General features: G+C 44.0%; 18 protein-coding genes. 2 read left to right on the top strand and 16 right to left on the bottom strand.

Going from position 1 to position 18,905, the window contains the following annotated elements:
• Positions 1-2: 2 nt before the first annotated feature.
• Genes DS891_RS00985 through ccmA form a run of 3 tightly spaced genes read right to left on the bottom strand, consistent with a single transcriptional unit; the run spans position 3 to position 2,051 of the window.
• Positions 3-740 carry a heme ABC transporter permease gene (locus DS891_RS00985; RefSeq protein ID WP_010369087.1) on the bottom strand — a complete coding sequence of 246 codons (738 nt, stop codon included), beginning with the start codon at positions 738-740 and terminating at the stop codon, positions 3-5.
• Between the two features lies 1 nt (position 741).
• Complete coding sequence (gene ccmB, locus DS891_RS00980) at positions 742-1,428, bottom strand: heme exporter protein CcmB (protein ID WP_010606377.1); 687 nt, start codon at positions 1,426-1,428, stop codon at positions 742-744.
• Entirely contained in the window at positions 1,428-2,051 is a 624-nt protein-coding gene (ccmA, locus tag DS891_RS00975; protein WP_081489968.1) for a cytochrome c biogenesis heme-transporting ATPase CcmA, read from the bottom strand. The genes ccmB and ccmA overlap by 1 nt, the downstream gene beginning before the upstream one ends.
• A gap of 103 nt (positions 2,052-2,154) precedes the next feature.
• Between ccmA and DS891_RS00970 the strand changes: the two genes are divergently transcribed.
• Both DS891_RS00970 and DS891_RS00965 read left to right on the top strand, forming a co-directional pair.
• Entirely contained in the window at positions 2,155-4,608 is a 2,454-nt protein-coding gene (locus DS891_RS00970; protein WP_174168560.1) for a flagellar hook-length control protein FliK, read from the top strand.
• A gap of 4 nt (positions 4,609-4,612) precedes the next feature.
• On the top strand, positions 4,613-4,909 hold the full coding sequence (locus tag DS891_RS00965) for an EscU/YscU/HrcU family type III secretion system export apparatus switch protein (protein WP_174168559.1): 297 nt from the start codon (positions 4,613-4,615) through the stop codon (positions 4,907-4,909).
• 290 nt (positions 4,910-5,199) lie between these two features.
• Here the strand turns inward: DS891_RS00965 and DS891_RS00960 are convergent, their stop codons facing one another.
• The 13 genes from DS891_RS00960 to flhB all read right to left on the bottom strand — a co-directional run bounded on the left by DS891_RS00960 (position 5,200) and on the right by flhB (position 18,905).
• Positions 5,200-5,631, bottom strand: coding sequence for a DUF2802 domain-containing protein (locus DS891_RS00960; RefSeq protein ID WP_102056493.1), 432 nt, complete (start codon positions 5,629-5,631; stop codon positions 5,200-5,202).
• A complete protein-coding gene (locus tag DS891_RS00955; protein ID WP_102056492.1) occupies positions 5,632-6,129 on the bottom strand; it encodes a chemotaxis protein CheW in 498 nt (165 codons plus the stop codon).
• Positions 6,130-6,153: 24 nt separating this feature from the next.
• Complete coding sequence (locus tag DS891_RS00950) at positions 6,154-6,915, bottom strand: chemotaxis protein CheW (protein WP_102056491.1); 762 nt, start codon at positions 6,913-6,915, stop codon at positions 6,154-6,156.
• A gap of 8 nt (positions 6,916-6,923) precedes the next feature.
• Positions 6,924-7,694 carry a ParA family protein gene (locus tag DS891_RS00945; protein WP_010606373.1) on the bottom strand — a complete coding sequence of 257 codons (771 nt, stop codon included), beginning with the start codon at positions 7,692-7,694 and terminating at the stop codon, positions 6,924-6,926.
• A gap of 130 nt (positions 7,695-7,824) precedes the next feature.
• Positions 7,825-8,967 carry a chemotaxis response regulator protein-glutamate methylesterase gene (locus DS891_RS00940; protein WP_010606372.1) on the bottom strand — a complete coding sequence of 381 codons (1,143 nt, stop codon included), beginning with the start codon at positions 8,965-8,967 and terminating at the stop codon, positions 7,825-7,827.
• A gap of 74 nt (positions 8,968-9,041) precedes the next feature.
• Positions 9,042-11,267 (bottom strand): chemotaxis protein CheA, encoded by a 2,226-nt coding sequence (locus tag DS891_RS00935; protein ID WP_010606371.1) that lies wholly within the window; start codon positions 11,265-11,267, stop codon positions 9,042-9,044.
• Between the two features lie 13 nt (positions 11,268-11,280).
• Positions 11,281-12,057, bottom strand: coding sequence for a protein phosphatase CheZ (locus DS891_RS00930; protein ID WP_010606370.1), 777 nt, complete (start codon positions 12,055-12,057; stop codon positions 11,281-11,283).
• 20 nt (positions 12,058-12,077) lie between these two features.
• Complete coding sequence (gene cheY, locus DS891_RS00925) at positions 12,078-12,461, bottom strand: chemotaxis response regulator CheY (RefSeq protein ID WP_010369104.1); 384 nt, start codon at positions 12,459-12,461, stop codon at positions 12,078-12,080.
• Positions 12,462-12,503: 42 nt separating this feature from the next.
• The gene (locus DS891_RS00920) at positions 12,504-13,238 is read right to left on the bottom strand and encodes an RNA polymerase sigma factor FliA (RefSeq protein ID WP_010369105.1); all 735 of its coding nucleotides are present in this window, start codon (positions 13,236-13,238) and stop codon (positions 12,504-12,506) included.
• Between the two features lie 2 nt (positions 13,239-13,240).
• Positions 13,241-14,101 (bottom strand): MinD/ParA family protein, encoded by an 861-nt coding sequence (locus DS891_RS00915; RefSeq protein WP_010606369.1) that lies wholly within the window; start codon positions 14,099-14,101, stop codon positions 13,241-13,243.
• Positions 14,094-15,569, bottom strand: coding sequence for a flagellar biosynthesis protein FlhF (flhF, locus tag DS891_RS00910; RefSeq protein ID WP_174168558.1), 1,476 nt, complete (start codon positions 15,567-15,569; stop codon positions 14,094-14,096). Before flhF ends, DS891_RS00915 begins: the two co-directional genes overlap by 8 nt.
• Positions 15,570-15,588: 19 nt before the next feature.
• Complete coding sequence (flhA, locus tag DS891_RS00905; protein ID WP_039492505.1) at positions 15,589-17,691, bottom strand: flagellar biosynthesis protein FlhA; 2,103 nt, start codon at positions 17,689-17,691, stop codon at positions 15,589-15,591.
• 83 nt (positions 17,692-17,774) lie between these two features.
• Entirely contained in the window at positions 17,775-18,905 is a 1,131-nt protein-coding gene (gene flhB, locus DS891_RS00900) for a flagellar biosynthesis protein FlhB (RefSeq protein WP_174168557.1), read from the bottom strand.

Here is an 18,905-nt window from a genome sequence, read left to right as displayed (position 1 = left end):
GATTAACCCCTATTCACTAATTCGCGGACCCAAGGACGGTGTTGCTCGCTTCGTAAAATTTCATTTTTCAAACGAATTAGCGTAACCACGCCAAGCACACCAGCAAACGCCACTATGTTGATCAACAAAGGCCACAACATAGAAGGATCAATCGCTGACGTATCAAATTTGGTGATAGTTGATCCCTGATGCAGCGTATTCCACCACTCTACCGAGAAATGAATAATAGGCAGATTAACGACCCCGACAATGGCAAGAATACAGGCAGCTCTACCACCTGATTTTTTATCTTCAAAGGCGTGATATAGAGACAAAACACCAAAATACAAAAACAGTAGGATAAGCTCTGACGTCAATCTTGCATCCCAGACCCACCAAGCGCCCCACATAGGTTTACCCCAAGCCGCACCGGTGATTAACGCAATCGCGGTCATTGCCGCACCAATAGGAGCAATGGCAATAACCGCCAGTTCAGCATTACGAATTTGCCATACCAAGGCAACAATCGCTGCAATAGCCATAGACGAGTATGCGCCCATTGACCAGATAGCCGATGGCACATGAATAAAGATAATACGATAGCTGTCTTTTTGTTGGTAGTCGGCTGGCGCATAGGCTAACCCCCAAACCCATCCAACAATTAAGCCCACTACCGCAATCACGGCAAAGTAAGGAAGCAAGGTGTTACACAATTGGTAAGCACGCTCCGCTTTGGCATAAGGATGTAACCACTTCCACATTTTAACTTACACTCACTCTTAAAGCTGACGATATGGCAATTGGTGCGGCAACAATTGCGACGGCAAGCATCGCACCAAGGATTGCAAGCTGACCACCATACGCTAAAGACATGCTACTGGTATCTATGGCGGACGTTGCAAAAATCAATACGGGGATATAAAGCGGAAGGACGAGTAAACTCATTAAAATGCCACCCTTTTGCAATGCAACGGTGAGTCCTGCGCCAATGGCCCCAATAAAACTTAATAACGGTGTACCTATCAGTAAGGTCAATACAGTCGCATTGAGAGATTGCGACTCGAGATTCATTAACAGCGCGAACAAGGGCGCAAGCACCACCATTGGCAAACCACTGACTGTCCAATGCGCTGCTACTTTTGCTAATACTGATAGCGATAATGGATAAGGTGAAGCAATCAATTGCTCTAATGAGCCGTCGTTGTAATCGTCCCTAAATAATTTATCTAGACCTAACATAGTCGATAAAAGCGCCGCTACCCAAATAATACCCGGAGCCATTCTGGTAAGCAGCGCAGGTTCAGGCCCAATTGCTAACGGAAATAAGGTGATCACGATAAGGAAAAACAACAAAGGATTGACTATCTCAGCGCGTTGTCTAAAGGCCAAGGTCACATCTTTGGCATAAACCGATTTAAAAGCTAACCAATAAGAATGTTGAGTCTGCATTACAAACGGTACTCCAACGCCAAGGTTTGTAACTGTGCAAAATGTGCGGTGAGATCTTGGTGGGTCGTCAATAAAATGGCGCCCCCCTTGTCGAGATGAGACTGGAACTGGGTTTGCAACATGGCGACCCCTTTTTTATCCAGCGCAGTAAATGGTTCATCTAGCACCCAAAGCTTGGCTTGATTAAGCCACAAACGTACTAATGCAACACGGCGCTGTTGGCCTGCCGACAATGTCCGCACAGGTACATCTTCAAGTCCGATTAAGCCGAGCTTAGCAAGCAGTGTATAGACTTCTTCTTCATCTGCCTGAGCGCCGTGAACCATAAGCCAATGTTGAACATTTTCGTAGGCACTAAGTTGTTGATTGACACCTGTCTTATGACCAATAAATAATAAATCGGCAGCGAATGAATCATAATCATCGCGGATATCAGTGCTGTTGTAGCGGATCTGCCCTTCATCCGCTCTGGCGAACCCAGCAATGATCCTCAACAAAGAGGTTTTTCCGGCACCATTTGGGCCTTCAATTTGCATGATCTGCCCCGCATGGAGAGTGAAACTTAATGAGTCAAACAAGCATCTATCTTGTTTGGTACAAGTGACGGCGTCTATCTCTAGCAAACTTGGGCTTCTCTTTACCTAAAATTGGGCGTTAGTCTAACATAATGGTATGGTAATACGAATAATCCGATGCGACCGATTAGCGAAAATTTGATTTAAAATAATGAATAAGCTGCCAATTACAACAAATACGACGACAGCATCTGTGATAAGCACAGATAATAGCGAAGTATCGAGATTAGACTTAGCCAAAAACCAACCGTTTGCAGCGAAGAATATCCAAATTAGTAACGATAAACTAAAAATGGATGTGGCAATTGATGGCCGCTGGCAAACTATCCAACTAGCGCTTAAGCCTCCAACCCAGCCCAATCTGCTTCCAGAAGCACAGGTTAGTATTGATGAAACTGGCAAGGTGGTCACCTTTCAAACGCCCAAATTACAAGCGCAAGTAACGCTGACAAAACAGCTTTTTGATATTTTAACGACGCTAAAGACGCACACGCCAAGCCCAGTAGTACAGTCTTCAGCAACCACGTTGCCAGACGCCACATTGCACATCAAGGTGCTTGATTTAAAAATACCGCTTCCGCAAGCCGTGGCACAATTGCTCGCAAGTGAAAACAAACTTATTGCGCATCTTAGTGCCCAACAAAGTAATGTTTCCTTGCAGGTCGTCAATCAATTTAAAGACTTGCTGTTTAGTACGGCTTTACCTAAGTCAATGATTGCAAAACTTATCTCTAGCCAACTTAGCAGTGTTGAGGTGAAGCCTCAGCCAAGTGGAGTAACACTTAACATTCATGACCGTTCAATAACCTTATCGCCAATAAGCAGTAACTGGCCTGCAGCAACCACATGGCAAAAAGGCGAAGTAAAAACGGCTTTCAATGGAATTGATATCACAAAATCGACACAACAAGTAAAAGTAGAGACCATAAAGCCGCTTAGCGCTTTGCTGCAACAAGTCACTGCAGTGAATAAGGAAACCCCCTTACCGCTTGAGTCACGCTTAGCATCAGTACATACGCTGGCGTATGACAAACCGTTACTTGAAGTCAATCTGCAACAAATTAAGTCAACAGTAGTAAAAGCGTTGCAAGTACTGATCGGAAGACCTTTTGGGAAGCCACTCACAAATCAGGTTGATCAGCCCGCGAACTCCCCAGTCAAGAACGGCCAAAGTCATGTTTTGAGTCGTTCGACCTCAGTGCTGTATATGCAAAGTGAGAAAGTAAGTGCTCACAATGAGAATAAACCAAGCACACCACTACAACAGCTCACAAACCAAATAAAACTGAATCTTACAGAGCTGATGGCAAAGCAACCATTACCGTTGCAAAAAAGTCACTTCCCCTTGCAAAGCGAAAAGTTAGCCAGCTCCATTGCTCGTTACTTACAACACCAGCTCGCAGAAACACCAAAATATCAAGCGCCACCGGTTGATTTTGAGGTGAAACAAAAAGCCCTGTCCTTATTATTGGACACTCTCACGGGTAAACTGTCGCTTAGCAATAAGCAAGTTGAACAGCTGACACAAGTCTTAGCGCGGCCGCTTTATCGTAAAGCGAGTTCTGCGCCTGTAGATTCGGCTAAAACGTTCCAGTTGCAATCTACAACACATTCACAAGGCACAAAAGTAACCGCTACGCCTTCTCAAGTACCGCAGCCTACCAGCAATCAAACTAAAGGGGTAATTGAAGCTCTGCTTACTCTGCCCATGACTAAGGCCGAACAAAAAGAAAACACACCAAACATGTTACGCCAAGCTTCTGCAACCATCGAAAAGCTCGTCAAAGCAGATACATTCAAACAAACGCCTGAATTGCAGAAATTAGTCAATCAAGCATTTTCGCGCTTGCTTGATGACCGTTCAGTCAACGCGCTCACCGTTAAAAACCAGTTAGAAAGCCAACTGGGCATGGCAACCTTTGCTAACACGCCAACAAGTTTAGCTCAATCGAGCTTTACACAAATGTTGGACCGTTTAATTGTGTCGCTATTAGGTAGTCAGGTGGCAAACCAAACTCAGAGCAATGAGCAAGCAACGCAAAAAATACAAGCTTTACTGGATGCGCTGCTACCACAACTGAAGTTGACCTCACCCAAGCAAACAACTGAAGCGCTACAACAACCACAAGCAAAAGAGCTGTTAAACGAATTAGGACAATTGCATAACCAACTACAACCGCAACAATCACAAACTACAACCACCAACTCTGCGAAACAAGACAGCGAAGCACAGTTAATTATTAACCTGCTCTTTCCCACCAAAGTAGGACAAGAGCAACAGCAAACACAATTACAAATAGGTGAATATAAAAAGTCGCCGAAACCTGGTATGCCGGAGAAGTCTGTGTGGTTTATTCGTCTTTGTTTTGATTTTGCAGAAAAAGGTCAGATCCATGCCCAAGCCGAGCTGATGGATAAAGCCCTGGAATGTGCATTAGTAGCCACCTCCAATCAGGTCAAGCAGCTTGCAGAGCCACATTTGGCAACGCTCAGACATAAGTTAGCATCTCATGGGCTACAAGTCGCAGAGATAGGCCTTAGGGAAGAAGCCAGCTTTCAAGATAAGTTCTCTAATGAACACGCAATTATCAACATTAAGGTGTAAAGAAATGACACAAAAATCTGCAATCGGGCTGTTATATGAAGCTGGTAGCGCACCTCAGGTCACCTTTAAAGGATATGGCGAACTAGCAGAGGAAATTATTGCGCTGGCAAAAGAGAAAAACATCATGATCCATGAGGATGAATCATTAGCACAAACACTCAGTGCACTTGAGTTACACCAAGAGATCCCAAAGGAACTCTACTATGTGATTGCTGAACTCATCGCTTTTTCTTACATTATGCGTGGTAAGTTTCCACCTGGTTGGGAAGGTTTTCGTGGCAAGTTAGATATTAAGGCATAGCCAAAATTTCCTACTTTCTAGGGCCTGTTGACCTTTGCTGTTTGATTTTTGTTCTCCTGAGTGTGTTTTGATCGCGACGCTCGACTTGCCGCCTAGTAATCTAGGCAAAAGTTGAGCAACAAAGAACAAAGCGCACTCAGGGGAACCCAAAGGGCAGCGCTTGATTGGAATTTCTTCTGTGTTATCGCCTAACTTACATAGAATAACTATGCTACGCAGGCTCTGCCTTGTATAAATACCAATCAAACTGCTGCAAAAACAAACTTGAAAGGTCAACAGGCCCTAGACAATCATTTTGATTTGTTATGTAAAGACATGAGCAGCTCTGCCTCAGCTCTTGGCAACTCACACTCGTGCATCACCTCTTCAATATCAGCACCAAGCTCCACCATTTTCACGGCGCGAGAATACATTTTAGCGTCAGGGTCATCATATTTCTGTGCTGCTTGCTGATTCGCAACGTCATTTAACTCTTGCTCGGTTGCGACCACCCGCTTACCAATACTCATGATACTGGCACGTAACTCCGCAACTTCGCTGCGTAATATTGCTATTTGTTGCTCAGACCCCTGCAGTGAGCTCGAAAGTTGCGCTGTTTGCCCCTGCGCATTCTGTAGTTTTTTACTCAGCACAAAAACAAACCTCAAGCATACTAACGCAAGTATGCTTGAGGTTATTGATATAACGAGTAAAACGGTTTGTGCGTTTACTACTTCAGACATCTAGATATGACTCAGCTCATCCCATTCATCATCGTTTAATAGCTTATTAAGATCGACTAAGATCAACAGCTCGCCTTCTCGATTTGATACGCCTTGGATAAACTTAGCGCTCTCTTCGGTACCTATGTTTGGCGCGCTGTCAATTTCCGAGCTACGTAAGTAAACCACCTCAGCAACGCTATCTACTAAGATACCAATAACTTGCTTTTCGGCTTCGATAATCACAATTCTTGAATTATCCGTTACTTCAGCACTTTGTAGACCAAACCTAGCTCGCGTGTCTATAACCGTTACAACGTTACCACGCAGATTAATGATCCCGAGTACGTAGCTTGGTGCACCTGGGACTGGTGCAATTTCGGTGTAACGCAGCACTTCTTGTACTTGCATTACATTGATACCGTAAGTTTCCTCTTCAAGCTTGTAAGTAACCCATTGCAATACTTCATCATTACTATCAGCATTTTTGTCTGCAGAAAGTAGTCTATCTTGGCTCATGGTTTCACTCCATCAATATACTAGTTACTGCTCTCGACTATCGAGGCCTTGTTCTAGCAAACGGTTTAAATTCTCTACATCAATCAGCGCGCACATTTTCTCTTTAATCACTCCAGCCAACCAAGGCCGTTTACCATCTGCTGTGCGCCACTTTATGTCTTCAGGCTTGAGGGTTAAGTTGTTGACTAGTTTTTCTGCTAACAGTCCCCAGTTACTATCCCCAAGTGTAATCAAATACTGGTAATCCAGCGTATCTTCTAATTCTGGCGTTAACTTTTCAGGCATCACCCATCGTGCAGTATCAACAACATTGAGTTTTTCTTCACGATTTAGCATCACACCCTTAAACCATTTAGGTTTACCAAAGAGTTGATTGACTTCGCCCAGTTGGTGTATTCCCCCAAGTGATTTCAGCGGAACCGCCAGTGTTAAGCCTGCCACTTCAAAAAACAATGCCTGAAATTCACCTTCTTGATAGGCTTCCCTTGCAGAAACAGACTCTATCGTTGCCTGTTCTTTGATAATAGATGTATTTTCAGTGACTTCAAGATCATGAGCCAATTTACTCGGCTGTTCTTGAATAACTTCACTCACTGACTCCAGAGGTTCTGTTGCAACTACGACTGAGGATTCTATTTCCTCAAGTTCTGATTTAGGTTCTTTTACTTGTTCAAGTAGCTTTGCAACTGGTGATAATTCGCATTGTTCAATCTCTGGCTCCTCTTGCAACAGGGCACCAAGATACTGCTTCATCACCTTCTCATTTGCAAATAAATGCTTACTCATTATGCTCTCTAGCTTAACTGCTTCAAATAGTCCAATAGTGCACGATAAGCGAACACGCCTCGTGATTTAGGACAAAATTGTACAGGGACTTGTTGTGCAAGGCTTGCATCCCTAAACTTGGTATCTACGGGAACCACACCTGGCCAAACGGCATCTTTGTATGTTTCCAGCAACGTTTTATACGCCTCCAACGACGCTTTAGTCCGTTTATCATACATAGTTGGAATAATAGTATATTGGTACTGTTTCTGCTGTGAAGACTGCATTAGCTCCATCGTGCGCATCATTCTATCTAGTCCCTTCAACGCCAAAAATTCAGTTTGAACCGGTACCAAAATTCGCTCACTCGCTGCTAATGCATTTACCATCAATACCCCGAGCACTGGTGGACAGTCTAAAATAGCATAGTCATATTGATCCGCTATCTTTTCGAGCGATTTCTTTAAGATAAGTCCCATGCCCGTTTTATTACCCATGCTACGATCAAGCGTAGCAATGGCCATAGTAGCAGGCAGAATATCCAAATTTTCAATAGTCGAAGGGCAAAGAGACTGTAAAATTTCTTCACTCGTCATGCTGCTGCCGCGTGCAAAAATATCATACACACTGACTTCCAACTCTTCAGAATCAATACCAAAGTAATATGTAAGTGAAGCATGTGGATCGGTATCAATAAGCAAAACCCGATGACCTTGTTCAGCAAGAATGCCTCCTAAGCTCACCGTTGTCGTGGTTTTACCCACGCCACCTTTTTGATTTGCTACTGTCCAAATTTTCACTCTATATTCCTTTGCTTATCACTATTGATTGCGTTCAATAGATACTATACCAACTCAATGTTATTCATTCTTTTTAGACGTTTGATATTTACAAGCTTCAAGCAAAATAACCAAATCGTGGCTTAGCCTATTAGTTACCAGCTTCTTTATTAATTCTTGCAGCAAAGTCTTGTAGCGCGATACTATCAGACGAAAGTCCAGCGCCAGCGACTGCTTGAGGCATCCCATAAACGACACAAGTCGCTTCATCTTGCGCCCAAATGGTGGCACCAACCTGTTTTAGCATACGAGCGCCATCTCGACCATCAGCGCCCATCCCCGTTAATACAATCGCTAACGTGTCGCCACCATAGGCTTTTGCAACACTTGCAAATGTCACATCAACGCTGGGTTTATAGGTGATCCTTGGACTATCATCTTCAAACACTTTTAGTGTCTTACTACCACCGCGATTTTCAACCAGCATTTGCTTGCCGCCAGGCGCTAGATAGGCCATGCCTGGCATTAATCTATCACCTTGTTCTGCTTCTTTAACCTTAATCTGGCATAAACTATTTAATCTTGCTGCAAACGCAGGTGTAAATGCCGCAGGCATATGCTGGATAAGTAAAATTGGATGAGGAAAGTTTGCTGGCAACTGCGTCAATATTGTCTGCAGTGCAACGGGTCCACCTGTTGATGTACCAATTGCAACCAGTCCATATTTCTTACCTGATGCTCTAGCACCCGCAGCACTGGATGTGCCACCAGATACCGGTCTCTGAAAACTTCTATCCGGTTGAGGGATCGTTGCTCTTCCAGTGTCAGCGCGAGTTGCTCTAGACTCGACGCGCTTTGGCGGAGTCGCGATACTAGGGCGCGTAAAGCGGCTAACTCGGCGGCGGCCAATTTCCTTTACCTTGTTTTGTAACGATTTAATTGCGTCTTCGCTATTGCGGGCAATGTCTTCAAACTTTTTCGGTAAAAAATCTACAGCGCCCGCATCCAGTGCATCTAACGTAGCACTAGCGCCTTCACGAGTTAACGAAGAAAACATTAAGATTGGGGTCGGAGTAGCCTGCATGATCTGCTTCACCGCACTGATCCCATCAAGCACAGGCATCTCTACGTCCATAGTAATGACATCTGGACGCAATGAAGCGGCCTTTTCAACCGCCTCCTTTCCATTAACTGCAAAATCTATAACTTTGATTTCACTGTCTTTTTCTAAAATTTCACTGACTCGACGACGAAAAAAACTGGAGTCGTCTACGACTAACACTTTAACTGCCATTGGCAACGCTCTTTAATTTGCTCTACAGCAGAGCAGCACATGCTGCTCTAGAATTCGAACTACGCCTAATAAAATTAGGCGTAGTGTTTTAATAAGTTGGGGACATCAAGGATTAGCGCAATACCACCATCAGATGTGATGGTCGCACCGGCCATACCTGGTGTACCTTGTAACAAAGCATCTAATGGTTTGATTACGACTTCCTCTTGGCCTATCAGAGAATCAACCACAAAACCGACTTGCTTGGTACCGATTTGAGCAATAACAACATGGCCTTCAGCCTTTCTCATGCCCCTATTAGCACCTTTTACCAACCAATGCTCAAGATAAAATAACGGGATCGCCTTTTCTCTCACTATAATAGTCAATTGACCATCAACTACATTCGTTTTAGTCAAATCTAAATGGAAGATCTCGTTCACACCGGCAAGTGGTAACGCAAACGTTTGTTCTCCGACTACCACCATCAAGGTAGGCAAAATAGCCAGTGTAAGCGGCACTTTTATCTCTAATACGGTACCAACACCCAATTCTGATTGGATGTTTACCGAGCCATTCAATTGAGTGATTTTCGTTTTAACAACGTCCATCCCTACACCGCGACCAGAAATATCTGAAATTTGTTCTTTTGTTGAAAATCCAGGTGCAAAGATCAAGTTATAGGCTTCAGTATCAGACAATCGGCTTGCTTGATCGGAGTCAATAACGCCTTTATTTATAGCAATTTTCTTGAGTTTTTCAGGATCCATACCGGCGCCATCATCTCGGATGGTGAGAAGAATATGATCCCCCTCTTGAGATGCTGACAACGTGACAGTCCCCATTCTTGGCTTACCCGATGCTTCGCGCACATCAGGCATTTCAATACCGTGATCCACTGAGTTTCTCACTAAGTGAACCAATGGATCTGCGAGCGCCTCAACAAGGTTTTTATCTAAATCTGTCTCTTCACCTTGTAAAACCAGGTTGATTTCTTTTTTCAAGCTACGCGCAAGGTCCCTCACCACTCGAGGGAAACGACCAAATACCTTTTTGATCGGCTGCATCCGCGTTTTCATCACAGCGCCCTGCAAGTCTGCGGTCACTACATCAAGGTTCGAAATAGCTTTACCCATGCTTTCGCTGTTGGTGTTATTCGCTAAACTAACCAAGCGGTTACGCACCAATACTAATTCGCCAACCATATTCATGATTTCATCAAGACGTTTGGTATCAACTCGCACTGTAGTCTCAGCTTGCGCAGCAGGTTTCTTTGCAGCTGCTGGCGCAGAAGCTTTTGCAGGCTCTGGCTCTTTTTGCGGGGCTGGAGTCGCAGGTTTAGCTTCAACTTTAGGCGCAGGCTTTGGAGCAGGTTTCGGAGGTGGCGCAGCTTTAGCAGGCTCAGGTTGAGCTGGCTCAGCTTCTGAGATATCTGTCGGCGATTCATCTACCGCTTTAGGAGCACTGCCTTTACCATGAAGTTCGTCAAGCAAAGCCTCAAACTCATCATCGGTAATTTCTTCATCTCCAGAGGGCACACTCGCAGCGCCTGATGACGTTGCTTTAGCCGCAGGCTCACTGGCTTGAGAAGTAGCCGCATCTTCTGCATTTGGTGCTCCACCAAATTTCCCAACCCCATGGAGTTCATCTAAGAGATTATCGAACTCGTCATCGGTGATATCGCCGTCATCTGCAGTTGACACCGTTTCAGGTTTAGCCGCCGGTGCGACAGCAGGCGCATTACCAGAGCCGTGTAACTCATCTAATAGATTTTCAAATTCTTCTTCTGTTATCTCATCAATGCTAGAGCCGCTATCATCGCCTGAATCTGCGTCCGCATCGAATAGAATATCATCCGCACTTAAATCTGGTACAACAGATTCTGGCTCTGAAACAGGTTCCTCAATCACTTCACTGACTTCGTCTTCAGATGCAGGTTGGCTGAGTTTATGGAGGGTTTCAAGCAACACAGGATCAGCAGCTTCGGGTTCCTCTCGGTTTTGAATACAAGCGAACATTTCGTTGATCGTATCCAAAGATTGCAAAATAACATCCATTAATTCTGACGTTACTTTTCGCTGCCCTTGTCTTAGTACATCAAACACGTTCTCTGCACCGTGACAGGCATCAACCAGTTCGGTCATACCGAGGAAGCCTGCTCCACCTTTAACAGTATGGAAGCCACGGAAAATCGCATTGAGAAGTTCTTTATCTTCGGGATTATTTTCTAGTTCAACAAGCTGTTCAGATAACAGTTCTAATATTTCGCCTGCTTCAACAAGAAAGTCCTGCAAGATATCTTCATCGACTTCAAAGCTCATACACACTCTCCAACTAGAAGCCTAAACTAGATAGCAAGTCATCGACTTCGTCTTGACCAGAAACCACGTCATCTCGCGATTCAGCGTCAATAATTGGACCTTCAGGTCCAGACAATTCATCACTGATAGTCTCAGTTGTTTTTATTTCGTTTTCATTCGCATTTTCTGCAACTGCAGGCGCTTCATCCGAAGTACCAAACACAGTTAGAAGGTGAATGAGACTATCTTCTACTTCTCTCACAAGCTCAATGACTCGACGGATGACCTGCCCAGTCAAATCCTGATAGTCTTGCGCCATCAGCACATTAGTCATTAAGCCTTGTAATTCGTCTGTACGTGTCTTTGAAGTCTGCATAAAGCTGTCGAGATCATGACACAGAGATTTAAACTCACCGAGTTGAATATCTCTGCTCATCAACCGATCCCAAGTAGGCTTTATTTGTGCTAACTCATCCGCAAGATTCTGCGCAAGAGGTAAGCTTTCTTCGACCGCGTCCATCGTTTTATTAGCAGCGCTTTCTGTCATTTCCATAACATAATTAAGACGCTGCTTGGCGTCAGGTATAGCCTCTGTCGTGAGATCTGAGAGTCGAGTATCCAGCTCAAAGTTCTTCAAGGACTCGTGTAATTGGCGAGTTAGCTTTCCAACTTCTGCAAATAACTCCGATTGCTCTTTGTTAGCAGCTTCTAAAATCAGCTGGTCAGCTTTTTCTTGTTCACCTTGCTCTAGTAGCTCAACAAGTTGCTTGGCTTGTTCAAGTGTAATTTGCGGCGCAGCATTTACAGACATAGGCCATATCCCCTTGCTGTTTAGCCTAGTCGCTCAAATACTTTTTCAAGCTTAGTCTTGAGCGTACCTGCAGTAAACGGTTTAACAATATATCCGTTCACCCCAGCTTGCGCTGCTGCAACAATTTGTTCTTTTTTCGCTTCTGCGGTAACCATCAACACTGGAATGTGCTTAAGCTTTTCATCTGCGCGTATTGCACGAAGCAGATCAATACCTTGCATGCCCGGCATGTTCCAATCAGTTACTACAAAGTCAAACTCCTGATTTTGTAGCATCGGAAGTGCTGTACTACCATCATCAGCTTCTTGAACATTGGTAAAGCCTAAATCTCTTAATAGGTTTTTGATTATTCTTCTCATAGTAGAGAAATCATCAACCACGAGAATCTTCATGTTCTTATCCAAAACTTCCTCCAGTGAGGTTCGAACCCAACTATTTTATGTACTCTAATTTATCCAGTCATTGATTTTAGCTTTGAGCTTTATCATTGCCTGACCGTGAATTTGGCTTACTCGAGATTCACTGACATCAAGGATGGCACCAATCTCTTTCAAATTCATTTCGTCGTTATAGTAAAGTGACAACACCAGAGCATCCCTTTCGGGTAGTGCTTTGATAGCATTTACTAAAGACTCGTTAAAACGTTCATTTTTAACGTTATTAAACGGTTTGTCTAGCGCAAAATCGCTGTTTGCTGGGGTTATCACATCTTCATCAACCCCTAGATCCTCAATGCCGATGACTTTACTTGCATTTACATCATGTAAAATATGATGGTACTCATCTAAAGATATATCAAGTTTTTCAGCGATTTCAGTGTCTTTTGGTTCGCGGCCAAGGAGAGATTCGAGCTCAGATATCGCTTCGGCTACCATTCTGCTGTTTTTATGTACGGACCGAGGGGCCCAATCTCCGCGACGGATTTCATCTAGCATTGCACCTCGGATGCGTATCCCCGCAAAGGTCTCGAAACTAGCGCCTTTAGTAGCATCGAAATTTTTAGATGCTTCAATCAATCCAATCATACCTGATTGAATTAGATCGTCGAGCTGCACACTTGCCGGAAGCCGAGCGATCAGGTGACATGCCACTTTTTTGACAAGTGGAGCATGTCTCTCGACCACTTTATGGATATGGTCAGAAGTTTGATATCCCGCAGCTCTGTTGACCGGAGAAGCCATAATCACCCGTTTACAAGTTGTTCAATGAAAAATTCTAGATGACCGGAAGGTTGATGAGGAATTGGCCATTTAACTGCCTTGGCAGCAAGTCCTTTAATTGCAACTGCTGCTGGAGAGCTCGGAAATAAATCCACGATTGCTCTTTGTCTACGAGAGGACTTACGCATGTTTTCGTCAAATGGTACTGTGGCCACTAATTCCAATGCTACATCAAGAAAACGGTCTGTAACTTTTGAAAGTTTAGCAAATAATTCTTGCCCTTCACGCATACTGCGGACCATATTGGCAACTATTTTAAAACGATAAACGCCATGCTCTCTGCTTAAAACTTTGATCAACGCATAAGCATCCGTAATAGAAGTCGGTTCATCACACACAACAACCATCACATCTTGTGCAGCTCGAGAGAAGCTCAGAACCATATCTGAGATACCAGCTGCGGTATCAACAATTAAAACATCAAATTGAGTGTTAAGCTCGCTAAATGCGCGAATAAGTCCAGCATGCTCTGCGGGAGTCAACTCCACCATGCTTTGAGAACCCGAAGTAGCTGGCACAATTTTGATACCAGCGGGACCTTCTACGAGAATCTCATCTAGTTCACATTCACCCGACAACACATGTGAAAGGTTCTTTTCTACTCGGAGCCCTAACATCACATCACAGTTTGCCAAGCCCAAGTCCGCATCTAAAACGAGAACTCGCTGTCCTTGTTGGCCCATAGCGATGGCAGTATTGAGCGAGACATTGGTTTTACCCACCCCACCTTTACCACCGGTCACGGCTATTACTTTTACACCCTGGTTGCTATTTTGACTCATTCTACGCAGGCCACTTGCTTGATCTAAAACTGTGTTAATCATACATTCCTACTGACTCTGACGCTACAGGTACACGTCGAGAGTGCTGTGCTTTTATTCTTTTTAAATACAATTGCTCAGCCTTTTTTACTAGCTTTTGAGCATTTGCTACGCGAATGTCTTCTGGCACTCGCTGACCGTTGGTAAGATACCCTATTGGCAAGCGATTTTGAATCGCTATGCTAATTATCTCACCCAAACTTAGACTTTCATCAAGTTTTGTGAAAATACAGCCACTTAAATTTACTTTTTTGAAGTGTCTTACTGTTTCTTGTAACACATTCATCTGTGCTGTCGCACTCAACACTAAATAGCTACGAATATCTACTCTCGCGCTACGCATAAGTGTATTTAACTGTTCAGTTAAGCGCAAATCTCTTTGACTCATTCCCGCCGTATCTATTAATACTAGACGCTTATTGCGTAAATGATAAAGCACTTCTGCAAGTTCATTTGCATCTTTAACTTGTTTAACCGGACAACCGATGATTCTACCATAGGTAGCTAGTTGCTCGTAAGCGCCAATTCTATAGGTATCGGTGGTTATTAGCGCCACTTTATCTGCACCGTATTTTTGTGCGCCTAATGCCGCTAATTTTGCAACCGTTGTGGTTTTGCCAACACCTGTTGGACCAACCATTGCAAATACGCCACCTTGACGAAGAATATCATTGTTGGTGGTGTGCATTTGGTTAATTACCATATTCAACAGCGCGTCCCAAGCTTCTTTACGAGACACATCATCAGGGATAAAACATGCCATTTGCTCTGCAACGTCTTTGTCTATGCCCATTCCTTCCAGACGATCTACAAGGCACGCACGGGTTGGATCGCGACGAGCCATTTCTTGTTTCATTAGACCAGATACTTGATGTTCAAGTAATTGACGAATAGCGTTCATTTCTTCGCGCATTGCACTCATTTCGTCAGGCTTGGCATTTAACTCAGGTAAATCATCACCAAAACCGTTGTCTAATTCATCAGACTCGCTCCACTGCTGTGGTTGCTCAAATCCATCATCATCAAAGTCAAAAGATTGGCGACGAGCTTGCTGTGGCTTCGCTTGGTACGCCGGCGCAGCAGTTTGTGTTTTACGTTGGCTGCTTAACATTTGCTCTGTATCAATCCCCGACTGGGAGAACATAGAAGCAAGTTCTGGTGAGCGAGGACGCGGCGCTTGACGCTCTAGCAATGCCGCTAAGCTATCGGCAACTTGCGCTTGTTTTGCTGGCTGTGCTTGGCGAGGCTCTGGACGGACAAAGCGGGTCGGAGCCTCGTTTGAGGCAGTCGCACGGGCAGCTGGAGCTTGCTTAACAGGTGCAGCAGCACGGTCATTATCAACTGCTGCGACGATTTCAACACCATCTGCTAACTTTTTGTTAGACATGATGACAGCATCAGCACCAAGCTCTTCTTTTACTTCATTTAAAGCCGTACGCATATCTTTTGCGAAGAAACGTTTAATTTTCATGTTACAGCCCCTTTATCCTCTATTGTCCAACCGAGCTCACTATCTTAATTTGTCTTTCTTCCGGCACTTCTTGATATGACATCACTCGAAGACCTGGAATTGTATGTTTAACAAATCGAGACAGTACACTTCTTAACATACCTGAGGTTAATAAGATGGACGGCTCCCCTAGCATTTCTTGGTTGTGATGTGCTTCTCTTAATGATTCTTGAAGCCTCTCAGCCAAGCCAGGTTCAATACCTGCCCCCTCATCACCTGCGTTCTGAAGTGACTGATGCAACATCTGTTCCAACTCAGGCGCCAATGTTATGACAGGAATCTCTTCTTCGCTTCCAACGGCATCTTGAACAATCAATCTGCGTAATGAAATTCTTACCGCAGCCGTTAATACATCAGGGTCTTGGCTACGTGGTCCGTACTCAACTAAGGTTTGTACAATCGAGCGCATATCTCGAATTGCAACGCCTTCATTAAGCAGATTTTGTAGTACTTTTACTACGGTAGTGAGTGGTAAAATATCAGGCACTAAGCCTTCAACTAATCTAGGGTGACTTTTCGCAAGCATGTCTAATAGATTTTGAACTTCTTCATGACCAAGCAATAGTGACGCATTATTCGTCAATAATTGACTAATGTGTGTTGCCACCACAGTTGCAGCATCTACTACTGTATAGCCAAGTGAATGCGCTTCATCTTTTTGATCTGGTTTAATCCATACTGCATCTAAGCCAAATGCAGGATCTTTAGTCTCTATGCCTTTAATCGGCCCAAACACCTGCCCTGGGTTAATTGCGAGCTCATCGCCATGCTTCAACTCACCGGTTCCTGAGCCAACTCCCATTAAAGTAATATTGTATGCATTTGGATCTAATTCTAGGTTATCGCGAATATGTACCGGCGGTACTAAAAAGCCCAGTTCCTGAGATAGCTTTTTACGCACCCCTTTAATACGACTGAGAAGCTCCCCGCCTTGGGCTTGGTCAACTAGAGGGATTAGGCGATAACCTACCTCTAAACCAATCACATCAACAGGTTGTACATCATCCCAACCAAGCTCTTTTTGATCTTGTTGATGGCCTCCTTTGGCAGCAGGTCCTTTGGCAGCTTGTTCCGCCTTTTCGATTTCCGCCTTTTTCTTTTGCTGACTTGTGTAATAGGCTATATAGCCAAGTAATACACCTAACCCTAAGAAGGCAACATGTGGCATGCCAGGAACGAGTCCCATGGTGATCAAAATACCTGAAGCAATAGCCAGCGATTTTTCATTACCCAGTTGGTTTTTAAACTGATCGCCCATGTTGTGCGATTCATTTTGACGCGTTACTACAATTGCAGTACCAATTGAGAGTAAAAGAGAAGGAATTTGCGCGACCAGACCGTCACCAATCGTCAGCATGGTATAAACTTCCATCGCGTGACCAAAGCTTAAATCATGCTGGATCATCCCAACGAAAAGGCCACCTATTATATTAATAGCAAGGATCACAATACCTGCGATAGCATCACCTTTAACGAATTTACTTGCACCGTCCATTGAACCGTAAAAATCGGCTTCTCGAGTCACTTCTTCACGGCGAGCCCGAGCGTCATCTGCAGAGATAAAACCGGCATTTAAATCCGCATCAATAGCCATTTGCTTACCCGGCATAGCATCGAGGGTGAAACGCGCAGACACCTCAGAAATACGACCTGCACCTTTGGTAATTACAACAAAGTTAATAATAATAAGGATAAGGAATACAACTAAACCGACGGCGTAGTTACCACCAATAACAACGCTACCAAAGGCTTCGATCACCTTACCTGCCGCATCACCACCATTATGACCTTCAAGTAATACGACTCGAGTACTCGCTACGTTTAATGCCAATCGCATGATAGTCGCGATCAGTAGTACCGCCGGAAACATACCAAATTCGAGTGGCTTCAAGGTATAAACAGTCACCAATAGCACCACAAGTGCCAATGCAATGTTGAAGGAAAATAGAATATCAAGCAAAAAAGGAGGTAGCGGCAGAATAACCATGCCAAGTGCTGCAAGCACCAACAATGGAGTACCCACACCTTTAGCATATTCTTTTTTATCTCGATTGAGTTGTTGTAAAACCGCTTTAAATTCCATAACTTAACACAAGCAAAAAATTGACACATAGCAACAAATGCAATATGCGTTCCAATTAATAGCTTATTTTTATAAGAGCAATTTTAGTGCTTTAAATCGTCTGGGATTGGTAAATCTCGAGTAAGTGCAACAGGTCTTTTCCCTTTACCCTTTTGGAAACGATTCAGCTGAAATACATAAGCAAGTACCTGTGCAACCGCGGTAAACAATTGTTCAGGGATTTGATCACCTACTTCGGTTGTATGATAAAGTGAACGAGTCAATACAGGTGACTCCACAATCGGTACTTCATTTCCTTTAGCTATTTTTCTAATTTGCATCGCAAGCTCATCAACCCCTTTTGCGATAACAACAGGCGCCCCCGCTCGTTCAGTATCGTATTTAAGCGCAACCGAATAGTGAGTAGGGTTGGTCACAACAACATCTGCATCTGGTACATCTTGCATCATACGTCGTTGCGACATTTCTCTTTGCGTGCGGCGGATCCGCGCTTTTATTTGCGGATCACCTTCTGAGTTTTTATATTCATCCTTGACTTCTTGTAGCGTCATTTTAAGCTGTTTATGGTGATTGTAGCTTTGATAAGGGGCATCAATCGCTGAAATAATGATCATGGTGCAACTAAGTGCTAAGAACATCCACGCAATGATTTCTAACGCATGCTCTATACTCGATGGGATTTGTTCAATACTCAAGTGCAATATTTCATTAAAATACATATTGATAAGCAAGATTGCAAAACCTGCTACCAATACAAACTTAAGAACTGACTTCAATAACTCAATGGCCGCTTGTGGGCCCAACATTCGCTTCAGTCCCTTCATAGGTGACATTTTACTTGCTTTAGGTGCGGCCGCTTGCCAAGAAAAGTTAAAGCCACCGAGTAACGTATTCCCCACTATTCCAGCAATTGCGATAATAAAAACGAACATAGCCATTGGGAATAACAGCTCAGCGCCAATATCCCCCCACACAGCAAACATTTTGGTTGTATCGTAGGTTTCATTGCGATTAAGCGACAACATTCGCCCCATCACGTTGTAAAGCGCCTTCCCTATACCAGGACCATACATCAGTAAAGCGATAGCAGAAAACAACAAGACAAACGTAGTCCCCAACTCCTTTGAACGGGCTACCTGGCCTTTACTCCTCGCATCACTTATCTTCTTGGAGGTGGGTTCTTCGGTGCGTTCTTGACCTGAATCTTCTGCCAT

Source organism: Pseudoalteromonas sp. JC28 (assembly GCF_013319255.1).
GTDB lineage: Bacteria > Pseudomonadota > Gammaproteobacteria > Enterobacterales > Alteromonadaceae > Pseudoalteromonas.
The sequence above is the reverse complement of the archived record's forward strand: the minus strand, read 5'-3'. Positions and strand labels throughout refer to the sequence as shown.

Bases quoted from the DNA above. Each gene is read 5' to 3' on its own strand.
- DS891_RS00985 (WP_010369087.1), bottom strand. From the start codon at position 740: ATGTGGAAGTGGTTACATCCTTATGCCAAAGCGGAGCGTGCTTACCAA.
- ccmB (WP_010606377.1), bottom strand. From the start codon at position 1,428: ATGCAGACTCAACATTCTTATTGGTTAGCTTTTAAATCGGTTTATGCC.
- DS891_RS00970 (WP_174168560.1), top strand. From the start codon at position 2,155: ATGAATAAGCTGCCAATTACAACAAATACGACGACAGCATCTGTGATA.
- DS891_RS00965 (WP_174168559.1), top strand. From the start codon at position 4,613: ATGACACAAAAATCTGCAATCGGGCTGTTATATGAAGCTGGTAGCGCA.
- DS891_RS00960 (WP_102056493.1), bottom strand. From the start codon at position 5,631: ATGTCTGAAGTAGTAAACGCACAAACCGTTTTACTCGTTATATCAATA.
- DS891_RS00955 (WP_102056492.1), bottom strand. From the start codon at position 6,129: ATGAGCCAAGATAGACTACTTTCTGCAGACAAAAATGCTGATAGTAAT.
- DS891_RS00950 (WP_102056491.1), bottom strand. From the start codon at position 6,915: ATGAGTAAGCATTTATTTGCAAATGAGAAGGTGATGAAGCAGTATCTT.
- DS891_RS00940 (WP_010606372.1), bottom strand. From the start codon at position 8,967: ATGGCAGTTAAAGTGTTAGTCGTAGACGACTCCAGTTTTTTTCGTCGT.
- DS891_RS00935 (WP_010606371.1), bottom strand. From the start codon at position 11,267: ATGAGCTTTGAAGTCGATGAAGATATCTTGCAGGACTTTCTTGTTGAA.
- DS891_RS00930 (WP_010606370.1), bottom strand. From the start codon at position 12,057: ATGTCTGTAAATGCTGCGCCGCAAATTACACTTGAACAAGCCAAGCAA.
- DS891_RS00920 (WP_010369105.1), bottom strand. From the start codon at position 13,238: ATGGCTTCTCCGGTCAACAGAGCTGCGGGATATCAAACTTCTGACCAT.
- DS891_RS00915 (WP_010606369.1), bottom strand. From the start codon at position 14,101: ATGATTAACACAGTTTTAGATCAAGCAAGTGGCCTGCGTAGAATGAGT.
- flhF (WP_174168558.1), bottom strand. From the start codon at position 15,569: ATGAAAATTAAACGTTTCTTCGCAAAAGATATGCGTACGGCTTTAAAT.
- flhA (WP_039492505.1), bottom strand. From the start codon at position 17,691: ATGGAATTTAAAGCGGTTTTACAACAACTCAATCGAGATAAAAAAGAA.
- flhB (WP_174168557.1), bottom strand. From the start codon at position 18,905: ATGGCAGAAGATTCAGGTCAAGAACGCACCGAAGAACCCACCTCCAAG.